At 68.2% G+C, this 14691-nt stretch carries 15 protein-coding genes and 1 pseudogene; 9 read left to right on the top strand and 7 right to left on the bottom strand.

The genetic code is table 11. The features are described from left to right. Positions 1–113: 113 nt before the first annotated feature. From G6N47_RS26190 to G6N47_RS26150, 9 genes are all read left to right on the top strand, one after another. Positions 114–581, top strand: coding sequence for a hypothetical protein (locus G6N47_RS26190; protein WP_139799568.1), 468 nt, complete (start codon positions 114–116; stop codon positions 579–581). A gap of 69 nt (positions 582–650) precedes the next feature. Continuing rightward, positions 651–1742 (top strand): lysozyme family protein, encoded by a 1092-nt coding sequence (locus G6N47_RS26185; RefSeq protein WP_163659886.1) that lies wholly within the window; start codon positions 651–653, stop codon positions 1740–1742. A gap of 60 nt (positions 1743–1802) precedes the next feature. Continuing rightward, on the top strand, positions 1803–2819 hold the full coding sequence (locus tag G6N47_RS29245; protein WP_232080421.1) for a C40 family peptidase: 1017 nt from the start codon (positions 1803–1805) through the stop codon (positions 2817–2819). 77 nt (positions 2820–2896) lie between these two features. Then, positions 2897–3049 (top strand): hypothetical protein, encoded by a 153-nt coding sequence (locus G6N47_RS26175; RefSeq protein WP_163659884.1) that lies wholly within the window; start codon positions 2897–2899, stop codon positions 3047–3049. Positions 3050–3064: 15 nt separating this feature from the next. Continuing rightward, positions 3065–5008 carry a DUF4226 domain-containing protein gene (locus tag G6N47_RS26170; RefSeq protein WP_083134645.1) on the top strand — a complete coding sequence of 648 codons (1944 nt, stop codon included), beginning with the start codon at positions 3065–3067 and terminating at the stop codon, positions 5006–5008. Positions 5009–5071: 63 nt separating this feature from the next. Further along, positions 5072–5371: a type VII secretion target gene (locus G6N47_RS26165; RefSeq protein WP_083134644.1), complete on the top strand. Its 300-nt coding sequence runs from the start codon at positions 5072–5074 to the stop codon at positions 5369–5371. Continuing rightward, entirely contained in the window at positions 5368–5676 is a 309-nt protein-coding gene (locus tag G6N47_RS26160) for a DUF2694 family protein (protein ID WP_083134643.1), read from the top strand. The genes G6N47_RS26165 and G6N47_RS26160 overlap by 4 nt, the downstream gene beginning before the upstream one ends. A 4-nt stretch (positions 5677–5680) precedes the next feature. Beyond that, a complete protein-coding gene (locus tag G6N47_RS26155) occupies positions 5681–7309 on the top strand; it encodes a PPE domain-containing protein (RefSeq protein WP_083134642.1) in 1629 nt (542 codons plus the stop codon). Further along, the gene (locus G6N47_RS26150; protein ID WP_083134641.1) at positions 7306–7653 is read left to right on the top strand and encodes a YbaB/EbfC family nucleoid-associated protein; all 348 of its coding nucleotides are present in this window, start codon (positions 7306–7308) and stop codon (positions 7651–7653) included. The genes G6N47_RS26155 and G6N47_RS26150 overlap by 4 nt, the downstream gene beginning before the upstream one ends. A 290-nt stretch (positions 7654–7943) precedes the next feature. Here the strand turns inward: G6N47_RS26150 and G6N47_RS26145 are convergent, their stop codons facing one another. From G6N47_RS26145 to G6N47_RS26120, 7 genes and pseudogenes are all read right to left on the bottom strand, one after another. Next, positions 7944–8462: a hypothetical protein gene (locus G6N47_RS26145; RefSeq protein WP_139799758.1), complete on the bottom strand. Its 519-nt coding sequence runs from the start codon at positions 8460–8462 to the stop codon at positions 7944–7946. 523 nt (positions 8463–8985) lie between these two features. After that, entirely contained in the window at positions 8986–10875 is a 1890-nt protein-coding gene (locus G6N47_RS26140; RefSeq protein ID WP_083134639.1) for a M48 family metallopeptidase, read from the bottom strand. 8 nt (positions 10876–10883) lie between these two features. Then, on the bottom strand, positions 10884–11474 hold the full coding sequence (locus G6N47_RS26135) for a LemA family protein (RefSeq protein WP_083134649.1): 591 nt from the start codon (positions 11472–11474) through the stop codon (positions 10884–10886). Between the two features lie 185 nt (positions 11475–11659). Continuing rightward, the gene (locus tag G6N47_RS26130) at positions 11660–12727 is read right to left on the bottom strand and encodes a GmrSD restriction endonuclease domain-containing protein (RefSeq protein WP_083134638.1); all 1068 of its coding nucleotides are present in this window, start codon (positions 12725–12727) and stop codon (positions 11660–11662) included. 194 nt (positions 12728–12921) lie between these two features. Continuing rightward, positions 12922–13098, bottom strand: a pseudogene (locus G6N47_RS29930) (hypothetical protein); the annotation flags it as partial. 34 nt (positions 13099–13132) lie between these two features. Continuing rightward, positions 13133–13885, bottom strand: a complete 753-nt coding sequence (locus G6N47_RS26125) for a sensor domain-containing protein (protein ID WP_163659882.1) — start codon at positions 13883–13885, stop codon at positions 13133–13135. Beyond that, entirely contained in the window at positions 13872–14666 is a 795-nt protein-coding gene (locus G6N47_RS26120; RefSeq protein ID WP_139799757.1) for a hypothetical protein, read from the bottom strand. The genes G6N47_RS26125 and G6N47_RS26120 overlap by 14 nt, the downstream gene beginning before the upstream one ends. Positions 14667–14691 lie beyond the last annotated feature (25 nt).

Raw genomic sequence — 14691 nt, 5'->3', positions numbered from 1 at the left:
AAGTAAGGACATCGCGGTGGCGGACCAACGACGAGCTGTGGTGATCCGCGGGCCGATCAGTGATCATCGGCGCCTGCACCGTGGCGGATAATGCAGCTATGTCGGTGGCGCTGGTGAGGGCCCGTGTGGTGGAGGTGCTCGCGCGCGCCGAGTCGCTGTTCACCACTCCGGCCGAGGCGGCGACCACCGCGCAGCTGGATGCAGCCGCCGAGGCCAGCCGTGGGCTCGCCGCGCGCAGCGCGGAATTATCCGGTGCCGCCATCACCGCACATCGAGACCTGGCGACGTCCGCCACCCAGCGCCTCGAACACGCCGCCGACACCGACGCGCACCTCGCCGAGCAGGTGGCGCGGGCGGGCCAAACTCATGCCGAGGCGCGATCGCAGGCCAGCGCGCTGCGCGCCGAGGCCGCCGAGGTGGGCCCGCGGCTCGATGCCTGGGCCGGGCTGCCGGCCAGCGAAATCACCGGCCTGAAGGCCTTACGCGACCGGGTGGCCCGCATGCAGCAACTCCTGGCCCAGCACCGGCAGGAGGCGGTGCGCACCGCGAGCCAGATCCGCAGCCTGGGCTACGGGCAATAGCCGTCACACAGCCGGCGCCGGCGAAATTTAGCGGCCCGAACGGCCTTGCAGCACCTTGATACTGGGTGGGTGTCGGTGGGTGTGGTGGTGGCGCGGGTGGGCCGGGTGTTGGGGCGCGCGCATGCGTTGTTTGGTGATCCGCCGTCATCGGGGGCCTCGGCGGCGTCAGGCTCCGGTGCACGGCTGGCCGACGCGGGAGACGTGGTGGGTTCGGGGCGGGTGCGGATGGCGGGATCCTCGGGGCGGCTGGCCGGCGAGTATGGGGTGTTCGCGGCGGGGTCGGGGCAGGCGTTGGATCGCTGGGCCGGTGCCGATGAGGGTCTGGGTGCGCGCCTGGGGGAGGCGGCGGGTGCCGATCGTGGTGGGCGGTCGGCGTCGGGGGCGGTGGTGGATGCGGCAGCCGGCGATGCAGCGGGGTTGGCACCGCTGGCCAATACCCCGGCCGGGCAGCGGGCGTTGTTGGTGGCGTTGCGGGCCCGGGTGGCCCAGCAGCACAAGGTGGTGGCCGCCTACCGGGCCCGCGATGCCCGGTTGGCGGCGCTGCTGCGCACCATGACCTACCCCGCCCAAGTGGGTGCGCCGACACCGCCCGGCGGCACCGCTCGCGGATTCCTACCGTCATCGGGTGGCCTGGCGGGACTGACTCATCCGGGCCACCCGCACACCATGCTCACCGCGCACCACGGCCGCGCCCCAGTGTCGAACGTATCCGCCATCGACCTCCGTGACGTGCGGTTCGATAAGACTGCGGCCCAACGAGGTCCACGCGCCGCAAAAGGCGCGATCGGTGCGGCGCTGGATGTGCGTGGAGTCAACGAGCCCGCGGCACGGCGCAATTGGATGCGGGGCTATCTGACCTTGATGCGACGCGAATCGGGGTTCGACCCGAACGCGGTCAACACAGACGACATCAATAATCGCGGCCCGGTTGTCGCCGACGGTGCCAGGCTGGGGTGTTCGCGCGGCTGGACCCAGATGACCCCCGGGGCGTTCGCCGAAAATCATCAGTCGGGCACGTCGACCAACATCTATGACCAGGTGGCCAACATCGCCGCATCCATGAACCGCATGCTGACCCACTACGGCGTTAGCCCGGACGCCTCGGATCTTCAGGCCAAGGTGCAGCAGACCGACCCAGGGCGCCCACCACACGGCTACTAACCGGCGTTGGCGCCGAAATCTGCGGTCAAGCAGCGTTCCGGCTGCCCTGATACTGGGTGGGTGTCGGTGGGTGTGGTGGTGGCGCGGGTGGGCCGGGTGTTGGGGCGCGCGCATGCGTTGTTTGGTGATCCGCCGTCATCGGGGGCCTCGGCGGCGTCAGGCTCCGGTGCACGGCTGGCCGACGCGGGAGACGTGGTGGGTTCGGGGCGGGTGCGGATGGCGGGATCCTCGGGGCGGCTGGCCGGCGAGTATGGGGTGTTCGCGGCGGGGTCGGGGCAGGCGTTGGATCGCTGGGCCGGTGCCGATGAGGGTCTGGGTGCGCGCCTGGGGGAGGCGGCGGGTGCCGATCGTGGTGGGCGGTCGGCGTCGGGGGCGGTGGTGGATGCGGCAGCCGGCGATGCAGCGGGGTTGGCACCGCTGGCCAATACCCCGGCCGGGCAGCGGGCGTTGTTGGTGGCGTTGCGGGCCCGGGTGGCCCAGCAGCACAAGGTGGTGGCCGCCTACCGGGCCCGCGATGCCCGGTTGGCGGCGCTGCTGCGCACCATGACCTACCCGGGCCACAGCGGCGTGTCGACAGCGCACGGCAGGGGATTTTCGCTCTCGCCGCCGGGCCTACCCGGCTTGCCTGCCCTTAGCCGGCCGACACACCGTCCGCCCACCACTCTCACCAGTCGGGGCTATGCGCACCAGCGCGCCGCGGCACTGCCGGCCGGGCCCGGCGGGATGGCGGCACACGCAGCGCTGAGCCGCCAAGGGGCCCCGTATGTGTGGGGAGCGAAGGGCCCCAACCGATTTGACTGCTCCGGATTGACCGAATGGGCGTGGCGCCAAGCCGGTGTGCAGCTCGGCCCGGACACCTACACGCAGTTCCGCCAAGGGATTCCGGTGCCGCCGGGCCAGATCCGCGCAGGGGACCTGATCTTCCCGAAATACTCGTTCGACGGGCGCGGACCGGGCCATGTGCAGCTGGCGATATCACCCACCGAGGTGGTGCACGCCCCCCAATCCGGTGATGTGGTGCGCGTGGCGCCGATGCCGTCCTCGTATGTGGCGCTCCGCCCGGTGCCGCTTCGGTGAGCCGCCGAAAAATCGTGCAAAAACCGCTATTCGGGCGGCGTTAGGCTCGAATCCGATCCCAGGAAGGGGCTGCGATTGTGGACAGCGCGCTGCAACGGCAGGCAAGCGAAGTGCTCAACGTTCTCTCGCGGGCACAGAAGGTTTTCGGCGGCGATACTGCGCCCGCGGACCCGCCGGCGTTTGCGCCGCCCCCCGATCTCGAACACAACCTGGGCCTGGGCCGGTTCTGACGCAGCGCGGGCACGATGACGGGCAAGGCGCGCACATTCGACGAACTCACCCACTGGGACGTCTGGGACCGCCGCCACGGCACGGAGGGCTGGTCACAACCGGGGTGGGCATTGCCCTCCGACAACTCCAAATACATCAGCCGCGATGACACCTACTGGAATCACGTGCTCGACAAGGCACGCACGGCCTACGGCGATCCCAACATCCACTACAACACCGACACCAACGTCGGCCAGCAGCGCAGCCTGGTCTTCGGTGACGGCACCCCGCTGCCGAGCAACGGCACGATCGTCTACCACGATTCGGTCAACCACACGAACTGGATCCAAAACGTCGACGGCACGGTATCGCGGCAAAACTTCGACGGCACAGCGGGTCCCGCAATCAAGCCAGCAGGCTACCGGCCGACCTCGCAGGGCAGCTACGCCCCGCTCGACGCCCACGGCAACCAGGTCGCCCCGCTCACCGGCGGCATGCCAACCAGCGACCATGGCTTTTACACCGACCCGAAAACCGGGATCCTGACACCGAAAAACGCTGCGGGCGACTATTACACGTTCGACCCGGCGACCGGCACCAAACAATACTTCCGCTCCGACGGGCAGCCGATCAGCGAACAGCAATTCAACAACGCCGAGAGCTCTCGCTCGCCGAAACCGCCCGGCGGGCAAGCCTTGCCGACCGATGAGCAGCAATCCGGGCGCGCAGCCGACGCGGTGAAAAAGCTGCACGGGGAACTGCAGAACCGCTACAGCCAGCTCAGCGAGGCCGAAGAAAAACTGTCCGAGGCCTTGCTGAATGCGCACGCCACCACCACCGACGGACAGCAAAAACTCAACGCGATTCAGCAAAAGATCATCGAGGCGATCAACAATCCGTCGCTATCGCTGGACAGCCCGCCCGGGGAGCAAGCGTTCCTGAAGTTCCTGCGTGGCCAGGTCGCTGCGATCGCCGACGTGGTGCAGTCCGGGTCACTGGCGGCCGACGATCAGTCCAAAACGATTGCGGCACTTGCCGGCCTGTACGCAATGGCCCCCGACAACCCGGCCGCGGCGGGGCCGGCTCAGCCCTCGCAACAATCCGGCCCGGCACCGCTCGAGCCCGCCGCGGCTGCACCGGTGGACGACGCCGGGTCCTGGCCGGGGGAGCAGCTGCCCGATCCCGCACTATCAGATCCGGGACTCGGCGGCTCCGGCGTGCCGGTGGGCGCCGACCCGTTGGGGACGCTGGCGTCGGCGCTGCCGGCGGCAATGGGGGCGGTTCCCGCGATGAGCGGATTGGGTTCGGCCCCACTGGATTCGCTGCCCGGTATGGCGGGTCTGCCCGCATCGCTGGCCGGCCTGGGCGGCCCGCTGGGCGATTCCGCCCGCCACGACGAACCCCAGGACAGCACGGACAAGCCCGCCGACAAGAACAACGACGAGCCAGACCACGCCACGAAAGACGAACAGCACCAACACAAACCCGACACCGACCCGCCGTCGCAGCCTCCCGGTGCACCGCAGCCCGGCGGCAACCCCGGCGACGGCGTCCCGGAGGCCGCGCCGGTGCCGGCACCTGCGCACACGACCGTGGCGTTGCCCGACGGTTCGACGGCCAATGCGCGGACCCCGACGCTGGCCCAGGCCGTCAAGGCCTACCTGGCCGGCAACCCGGTGGATGCCGCCTACCGGCAGGCCGGCATCGAACTGCCCCCGCCGGGCACCCCGGTGACCAATCCGGTCAATCCCTCGCAGCTGTCGTGCGGGCTGATCGGCATGTTCAAAGACCACTACGTGGTGGCGTTGAGCTCGGTGAAAGCACTACAGGACGGCCAGGTCGTGCCGCTGTCGTCGGTGGCCTCCAGCCCGGACTTTCTGGGCTGGGTCGATCCGACCGCACAGCAGAGCACCGCACAGCCACCACCGGGTACGCCCCTACCGCCCGCACAACAACCGGCGCCCGCCCCGACCGGCTAACTATTGCGCTGACGCAAACCGCGCCTGCGTGCACAATTGCCCTAAATCCGGAGGAGAGATGTGATGAGCGAGCCGATCCAGATCAGCCCCCAGGTGCTGCGGGAGGTCGCCGACCAGCACGACGACGTCGCCGAGATGATCACCCAGGCCCGGCTGGCCGGCGAGGTCATCCACGCCGCGGTCAGCACCTACGGGGCGATCATGCACCAGGTCAAGGCCGCGGTGTCCGATCTGCTGGCGCAACGCGAGCAAGCGCTGCTCGAGCACGGCGAAACCCACCGTGCCGCGGCGGCGGCGCTCCGCCGGGAGGCCACCAACTACGCCACCGCGGATGAGATCAACGCCGAGCGGCTGCGGTTTTGAGCACCGACCCCACCGTTCCGCTCAGCGAGCAGTCGTTCACCGCCTCCACCCCGGACGGATCGGTGTTCGTGCGGGTCGCCGTGCGCGGGCATGTGCTGGGGGTTCAGCTCGAGCCCGTGGTGATGCGCCGACCCGGCCATCAGATCGCCGAGCGGATCATGGCCTGCGCCGACGTCGCATACCTTCAAGGGCAAGTGGCGGTGCGATCCGAGTGGGAGCGCGCCAACCTCTCGCCGGAAAGCTTCGAGGACATGCCCACCGAGCAAGACCTGGCCGCAGCACGGGAACGATTGAGGCGGTTGTAAAGCAATGAAAGTCGATCCGTCGGGGCTGGTGTCGGCCGCGCAGCGGATCACCGCGGCCCTGGCCGACCTCGCCGGCGGTGACCCGGTGCATCCGCCGCTGGGCGCCGACCCCGCCTCCGTCGGTGGCGCCGCCCGGTTGTCGGCCGCGGGCTCGACACTGGCGGCCGCGCTCGCGCAGCAAGCGGCCGGCCTGGCCGCCACCGCCGAGCAACTCCAAACCGTGGCAACGGGATTCGCCGCCACCGACGAAGCCAACGCGGCGAAAATCTCCTCCCTCAACCCGCTCGGCGGCACACCGCAGGTCACGGGCTGGGCGCCGCCCTCGGTGCCGCCCCCGCCGGATGTCCGCCCGCCGCTGGGGCCGCCGCCGACGCTGCCGGGGGAGGCGATCGCGGCCGCGGTGCACTCCGGGGATCCGAATGTGGGCGAGCCGTTCATCACCACATGGGCGCGGGTCGCGGCCGCCGCCGAGGAGGCCGCCGGGGTGGTGCGCACGATCGCCGCCCACCTGCCGGCCACCTGGGACAGCCCGATATCGACACCGGTCGTGCGGGCCCACCTGATGCGCTATGCCGCTGCGCTGGACACGTCGGCGGCCCGGGCCAACACGCTGGTCGAACAAGCCAACCGCCACGTCGAGCAGGCGGTGCAGGCCCGCTCCGACATCCCCACGCCGCAGACATTTACCGCCGTCAACAACCAGTTGCGGGTGCTGGGGGTGGCCAACGCCCAGTCCGGGGGCGCCTACGCGGTCCGGTTGGCGGAGTTGAACGCCCGCAAGGCCGAGCTGGATGCGCGGGCGGCGCAGGGCTACGGCGCCTATCACATGGCCACCGATGCCACCACCGCCGGCGATGCCGACCCAGCGGATGGGTCCGCCGGCGATGCGGGCAGTGATCCGGCCGGAGCAGACCCTGACCTTGCCGGCGCCGATGCGCCGGGCGCGGCCGTGCCGCCGGAAGCGGCGGGCGAGCTCGCGGGTCAACTGCCGGGCATGCTTCCTTCGGTGCTCGGTGCTGCGGGCGGGCTGGTGGGCGGCGCGCTGGCGACGGTCGGCCGGGTTCCGGCGGCGCTCATGCAGGCCGGTTCGCAGGCGGCCAGCGCGGCCACCCAGGGGTTGTCGGGGTTGAGCTCGCCGAAGCCGCACGACGGCTCAGGTGACCCCGGGAAGGGACAGCCGGTCGGTGACGTGCCCGGCGAGGCCGGGGAGGGCGACACCGGCGGAGCTGACACGACCCCGGCGGCGGGTGGGCCGACGTCGCCGCTTTTACCGGTCATGCCGTCGACCGGCGGGTCGCCCACCCCGCCGACCGTCCCGCCGGGCGGACCGCCCGACCCGGCGCAGCCGGCGGGCGCGGCGTCAGGGGTCGTGCCGATGGGCATGCCACTGGGCGGCATGATGCCCGGCGGGCGTGGCACCGGCGCCAAAGACGGGCCGACACGGCCGAAGACGCTTGTGGTGCCCCCCACCCCGCATACCGAGTCGGTGACCGGCAAGATGAGCCCCGACCGCATCGCGGTGTCGACGACCTCACCCAAGCCGCCCGATCCGCCGGGCGACGATCAGGCCCCGCGCGGGCCGGCCCCCATCGTCCGCCGCATCACCACAGCGCGGCCCAGGGACGAGGAATGACAAGCGATTTCGGGTTCGACGACCTCGATGACAGCGACAAAGTCAAATTCTGCGAGGCCGAGCTCTCCGCCACACTGGGAAAACTCGACGACATGATCGCGCGGCTGGCAGCGCTGCGAACAGAGGTCGAAGACCCCGACGGCCTGGTGCGATTCACCCTCGGCGAGGACGGGCGGCTGCTGAGCCTGTTCATCGACGACTCGGTCGGCACGAGGCTGACCAACCTCGCACTGGAGAAGAAACTCAACGACCTCTTCGAGGCAGGCAACCGGGCCATGCGCCTGTCGCGCCGCGAATTCTGGGAAAACATAGGCGATTTCGTTGACGATGGACCTGAAACCTGAACACGGGTCGGTGCCGGAGCCGGCGCGCCGACGCATCGGGCCGATTCAAACCACTTCACGACTGTCTGGTCGGCGAAATGGGGAAAGGCCCTCGTCGAATGCGTAGACTGGCGAGAGGCTGATCCGTGTCAGCGCCGTGCCCACCGCCCCTCGACGGCAGTCGCACGGTTCAGCCTTTTCCGCCCAAAGCGCGCAGGCCGCAACCGGTGTCGGCCTGCACCGGCCGGAAGCCACGGCACCTTGGTGAGTTTGCGCCACCCGTCTTAATCACCTTGGCACGGAGCCGACTTTCACATGCCGTCCTGCATGGTGGCGATGCGTTGCGCGTGGCGCATGATTTTCGCTGCCGTGCAGCTGGCCACAGTATTTGCGCGGGCGCGAGCGCGAGCAACAATCCCGGTGATGAGGTCCATGAGAATGCTTGCGCCCAAAGCGCGCAGACCGCAACCGGCGTTGGCCGCGTACAGCAACTCAATTTGCTCATTCGCTGCCCGATCGATGTCATCGAGCCGTGCGCATGTGTGCGAAATCAGGTGCGCCACTTCGTCGGCCGTGTCAGCCATGCTCCGATACTGCACGGATTGGTCCAACATGATCTGCGCTTGTCGCCTGCACGCGGCGTCAGCGGCGGTCCCCTGAACTGCGCCGTGCGGGGGGAGATCGTCGCGGGAGGACCGGATCTCAGCCGCCTCGTTTTCCAGCTGCCGGGATTGGTCACGGAGGTGCTGTGCCAGCTCCGACCAGGTATCGGGATCGGTTTGCGGCCACAACTCGCTGAGGATTTGCGATGAATACAGCCGCGCCGGCATCTCCCAGCCTGCGCCGCCCGCTACCATGTGGCCCCGAATTCCTGGCAAATCGCTGACGGGGCAACGTAAGTCACCTCGCTATCCGTCCTTGCGGGGGCATGTGCGCCGAGTTGAGCGCTTGCCACATGAATTCGCATACCATTGCAGCCTGTTCGCAACGCACCGGCCGAAAACCGCGGGGCCATCCGATGGGCACCCACTGCCGGTCGACAGTATTGACCTCCTACTCGATTGCCGGATAAGAAAATTCGAAACCGTGCCTGATCATCTCCAGTGGTCGAATCCATCCGTCTAGCGTAAGGGGGTGCGCTGAGGGGTATCTGCACAAAATGTCTCGCGCGGCGATATCGGAATCCCTTCTGCTGCTCTTGATTTCGCGAACCGTCCAGCTAATCGGAGCGGGGTGGAATTTGATGGCCCGAAAGTGCCCGGCAGCGGAAACGTTTGAGCGGTCGGGTGATTGGGGATTCGACTCCCACCCGCACTGACACCACCTGCAGTGATCCCGGACGGGCTTTGGCTTTTAGAGCGCAGGTGGCACGGGACAGTGCAGCACAGCGCACACGGTTCGGGCCAGCTCCGACTCTTCGACGGTGACAACTCTGTCGGCGGTTACCGTGGTCATCACAGCCGCGACAACAGTGGCCTTGTCGGTGCCCTCCAGCCCGTCGATCACCGGCCACACCTGCTCGAGCGCCAATACGCCATCGACTGGCAGGAACGGGATCCGCGCCTGCGGGTAGGCCACGCGGATGCCCGCCTGGAATGCCGCAGCCGCTTGCCGGGGATCACTGTTACCCGCTTGCGCCAGCACCGCAAGAAGGCAGCAGATGGCATTTTGGGCGCTGGTAAGGGTCTGGCGTCGGCTTTTCCACGGCGCCGCCGAGGTCAGTGTCTCGTTCAGGCCGACGAAAACGAGTGTGCCAAGGCAATATTCGAACACCTCGATCTGACCGTCGGCGTTGATCAGCTGGCCGAGAACCGACATCATCAGCCGCTTTGGCGGCTCGGGCAGGGCACGCAGCGCGGGAAATGCGATAGATGCTACGGGCAAACGCAAACTCGGGTCGAGGCGCGCGAGCTCCGCGCCGCACCGCCACGCCTCATCTGCGATTTGCGGGCCGTGACACCGGGCGACGATTCCGTGCTGGATTTGCCGGATGTTCTGCTTGCGGTCGAAAACGAGACCATAGATCAGCGGTACCGCGGCGGCGGGATCGTGGGCACGACGGGCCACCTCAGGCGGGATCGCTTCGCGCATCCGCACCCCGGCCTGATACGAAGCGACACTCGGATTGCCAACAGCCGCGGTGTATTCGCGTGGATCGAAGCGGCGCGGGGCGACGTGTGGCCCTCGAGCTTCGGCAAAACCCAACCGGGAATCTTCGGCCAAACCGTCCGGCGGCTGATAGGACCAGCGGTGCCGCAGCTCCTCGAGATTGGTGGGTGTGAAACCGGGTTCGAGCGCCCGGATGCGATCGATCAGCGGCGGGTGAGTGGCATACAGCGCAGACAATTTCATGCCTTCGCCGAAGAGCATGTGGCTGACGTTTTCGGCCTTGGGGGTATGCAGCCGAGAGCCCGCCTCGAGGCCGCCGATCTTCTTCAGTGCGCCGGCCAGCCCGCTCGTCTGCCGGGTAAATTGCACGGCCGACGCATCCGCGAGATACTCCCGCTGCCGGGAGACCGCTGCCTTGATCAACCGCCCGAAGAAGACCCCGATCCAGCCCGCCGCCAAAACAACCAGCCCCAGGGCCCACAACGGCAGGCTGTTGCCGCGGTCGCGACCGCGTCCACCACCCGAGTACCACAGCATCCGGCCGATGACCGACAATGCCGTGATCCCGGCCAGCACGCCGATCAGCTTGAGGCTCAACCGCATATCGCCATTGACGATGTGGCTGAACTCGTGGGCGATCACGCCCTGCAGTTCGTCGCGGTTGAGCCGCTCGAGGGAGCCGCCGGTGACGCACACGGCCGCGTCGGCCGGGGTGTACCCGGCTGCGAACGCGTTGATGCCGCTCTCGTCGGGCAGGTAGTACAGCACCGGCACCGGGGTGCTCGATGCGATGGCGATCTCTTCGACGACGTTGCGGTACCGCTTGAGCCGCGGGTCTGTCGGCATATCCGGTACCCGGATCGCGCCGAGACTCTCGGCGACCTTGACACCGCCGCCCTGGCGCAGCATCAGCGTCTTGACGGTCGACACCGCGGCGATCATCAGCAGCACCGCGCCGCTGACGAGCACCGATTCCGCGATCAACTGCGCCGGTGTGGCCGGTTCGCGCAACGTTGTTGCGCCGATGACGGCGACGTTCACCATCGCGGTGATGCCGAGTACCGCCAAAACGAAAAGGAACACGAGCCTTTTCGACGCCGCACGTACCTGGCGCTGGCGCTCGAAGAAATCCATGACCTAGGTCAGAACTGAATACGCGGCACTTCACGCGCCTCCGGGCCCGCCGCCTCCAGCGGGGCCGCAGGGGTGAAGCCGAACATTCCCGCAACCATTGCGGCCGGGAATACTTCGCGCTTGTTGTTGTAGGACATCACCGCGTCGTTGTAGGCCTGGCGGGCAAAAGCAACGCGGTTCTCGGTGGAGGTCAGCTCCTCGGAGAGCTGCATCATGTTCTGGTTGGCCTTGAGGTCCGGGTACGCCTCGCTGAGCGCAAACAGCCTTCCCAGCGCCCCGGTCAGGGCACCTTCGGTGGCCGCCAACTGTCCCATTGCGCGCGGGTCGCCGGGGCTGGCGCTGGCTGCGGCCTGTGCGCTGATGGCGGAGTTGCGCGCCTGGATGACCGCTTCGAGGGTGCCGCGCTCATGGGCCAGATAGGCCCTGACGGTTTCGACCAGGTTGGGGATCAGGTCGTGCCGGCGGGTCAGCTGGACGTCGATCTGCGCGAAAGCATTCTTGTAGCCGTTGCGCGCACGGACGAGCGAGTTGTACAGGCTCACCAGCAATACCACGAGGAGTGCCAGCACTACGACGATGACGATTACGGCGACGACCACGTGCTCCACCTTTGCTTGACAGGGCCAGTCTGGCCATGATTGCACAGGTTTCCGACGCGCTCCCGCGCGTATTTTCCGGGCGGGATCGCGCCAGCGCCTGTGCCTGAGGGGCCGGCGCAGGTAGCCGATTCACCATCTTGACCGCCCCGTTGTACACGCTTGTCGACTCGCCCGCCCGGCGATCCCTATTCGCAGGCAACGCCGTCGCCGTCGCGGTCTAACCCGGGCCGGTATCCGGGCTGCCCGGCGTAGATCGGCGTCGCGCCGGCAGCCCGGGCTGCTTTGCAATTCGGGTAGTAGACCGACGATCCGGCATCGGGCAGCGGGGCAGGAGGCGGCGGAACGTATTCGGAACTGGTTTCCGGCGGCGGTGGCGCCAAGGGGAGCGGCGCCGGGGCGGCGGCGGGTGCTCCGCAATTGCTGAGGATCCGGGCGATCGCATCGTGCTCGGCCTGCGTCACCCACAGCCCATAGGTGGCCTTCACATCGACGATGCGGGAAACATAGGTGCACCGGTAGGACTTGTTGGGCGGCAACCACGTTGCGGCGTCGCCGTCACCCTTCTGCTCGTTGATGGCCCCGGTGGTGGCTTGCAGGTTGGCCGGGTCGTTGGCGAAGTTGCGGCGTTTGTCGGCGTCCCACTGCTGCGCCCCCTTCTGCCACGCATCCGACAACGCGACCACATGGTCGATCTGCACCTGCGAGGACGTGCCCTGCCCGCGGTGGAACTCGACCGTGGTACCGGTGTAGGGATCGTTTAGTACCCCGGTGAGCACGGTGCATCCGTGCGATCCGGGTTTGAGTTCGACCTCGACAAGGTCACGCCGCAGGATGTCGTTGCGTGTGTCGCAGCCGTTATGCCCGTCGGGCACCGTCACGTCGTCGCTCCACGGCTGCCCGAACAGGCTGCGCTCATACCCGGTTTTCGGCGCGCGTCCCTTGATGGGCAGCGCGGCGAGCTTCGCCGATGCGGACCCGGCGTCAACCGCGAACTCTGGCTGTGCCGGGGGGCTGGACGCGACCGATAACGGCGCGGGAGGCGATGCAGAGACCGCCTCCGGCGGCATCGTCCACGCGGGTGTCGAGGAAGGGTAGGCCGTCGTGCGGGACGTGGACGACGCGGTGGACACCGAATCCGCGTGGTCGGTATGAGCCAGCCCGCTGATCAATAACAGCGCGCCGATGACGGCTGCGGCGGTTAGAACCGGCCGCTTCTTACCGAATTCCGTCACAGTGGCGAAGGGGCCGCTCATGCTGCTGGGGGCAGAGTCAGGCTGCGGCAAGGCCTTGTGGCCGATGCGCGAGTGGCTATGGCTGTGCGCATTTTTCCTGTTATCCGTATGGCCGGTATTCAACTGCCCGGCGCCGATCCGGGAGCCAGCAGAGCGTAGCCCGGCGGCGCTCCTGCCCGCAGCGATTTAGTGAACTAACGTACGATTACGTGTACTTAGGTCCGGTTGTCGGACTCAGCCGTCGCCCCGGTGGTGGCGAAACCGGTGCGTGTCTCGCGCTCCACGAACCCGTCGAGTACGGGGCGCAGCAGCGTGGACAAGCTCACCTTGCAGCGGCGGGCGAGCTCCTCGAGCTTGGCATGTGTGGCGTTGGAGACGACTACCTGGACGGCGTCCCTTGGTCGGTCCCGAAAATCGTGGCTGTGCTTAGCATTTCGCGTTGGGCGCTTTGGACTGCATCAATTTGGCAATGCTCACACCCAGTTTCTCTCCGGCCAGGTAATTGCCTGCCCTTTGATCACCCGTCACACCGACGTCGATGACGCAGCTGCCGGCCAGTGCCAGGGCCCGCTGCTCCGGCACCGGCGGGTTCGGCGGCGAGGTGGTGGTGACGTCGGCAGTCAGCAAGGTGTCGGTGGCGTCCACGTCCGTGATCTCGTCGGTGATGGTGTCGCCGCCTACGTGGTGCTCCACGGTTTTGCCGCGGCACTGCTGCCATTGGTCGGCGAATCTGCCGAACAAGGCTTGCGCGTCGGCGCTTGAGGCAAGCTGCACCGCCCCGTACTGCATGTCGCCCTGCCATACACCGACGACGCCGCGCACCGGCGCGCCGGTGTACACCGATTTCAGCGCCGGCAACACGACGCCCAGGCATTGCCGCTCGGTCCACTCGCCCAACTGATCCTGCAAGCCCAGTTGCTCGACGCCGCCGACCGGCGGCGGTGCGTAGTCGGGCGGGCGATACCCGAGCAGGCGCTTGAGCTCATCGGCATCCGGAAGAATCGCGTTCAGCGAGGAGTGTGGCGGCGCACTGGTGGCCGAGCTGGTCGGCGACGCCGTCTGGCCGGCCCGGGGCGTTCCCGGAACGCTGGCCGCGCAGCCCCCGATCAGAACGGCAGCCGACGCGGTTGCCGCCGCCCGCCCAAATACCTTGCGGCGGTGGCGGTTAGCGGTCGTCACGGTTGGTTGCTTCACTATCGCGGCGGCGCCCATCGAGGTCGCAGTAGTGGCGGGCCGCCGCGTCGTGGCGTCCGCGGCCCATCGGGCGGCGCCGGCCGATCAGATACCCCAGTCCGTAGGCGAGCGCAGGCAGCCCGAACGCCGGGATCGAGCACACCATCGCGATGAACCCCTGCACGTACTGGCCCCGCACCACCGGCAGCCGGCGAGTCGCGTCGTCGATACCGCAGATCGCCCCCAGTACGACCAGGAAAGCGGCAAACGCGAACGGCTGCCAGGCTGTCCAACCGCCAAGCACAACCCCCACGGCCAGGCCGGCCATCAGCAGGGCAATCACCCACCACACCCTCGATGCCGGAATATCGCCGGGGTACGCGTCGCGATCGCGGATCCGCGGTGGCTGGGCAGTACTGCCATCGCGCGGCGGGTCGGGGCGGGTGTTGCGGTTGGAAAACGCGACAATGCGCCGGCCGATTTTGAGGTATCCGGTGAGGAAATAGGCATACACGAGGGCGGCGAACACTGCCAGGGCGAACGCCGCGACCATGACAGCCCAGCCGCGAAAGGCCAGCGCCACCGCGAACAACACGCCGGCCAGCGTCCACGCCGCCCAGTAGATGCGGCGCTGCGCCCGCCGGTCCTCGACACGATCGGTCGCGACGAACCCCACACCGATCACCGCCATGCCGGCGATCAGCAGCGGTTCAGTCCACGAAGGCTTGGGGTGAGCCTGAGCCGAGCCGGCGGCTTGCATGATCACCAGATCGATCGGTGGTAGCACGTCCTCATTCTCCCGAACCTGGCCG

This window comes from Mycobacterium branderi, from assembly GCF_010728725.1.
Classification (GTDB): Bacteria; Actinomycetota; Actinomycetes; order Mycobacteriales; family Mycobacteriaceae; genus Mycobacterium; species Mycobacterium branderi.
This window is presented reverse-complemented; position numbering and strand designations above follow the sequence as displayed.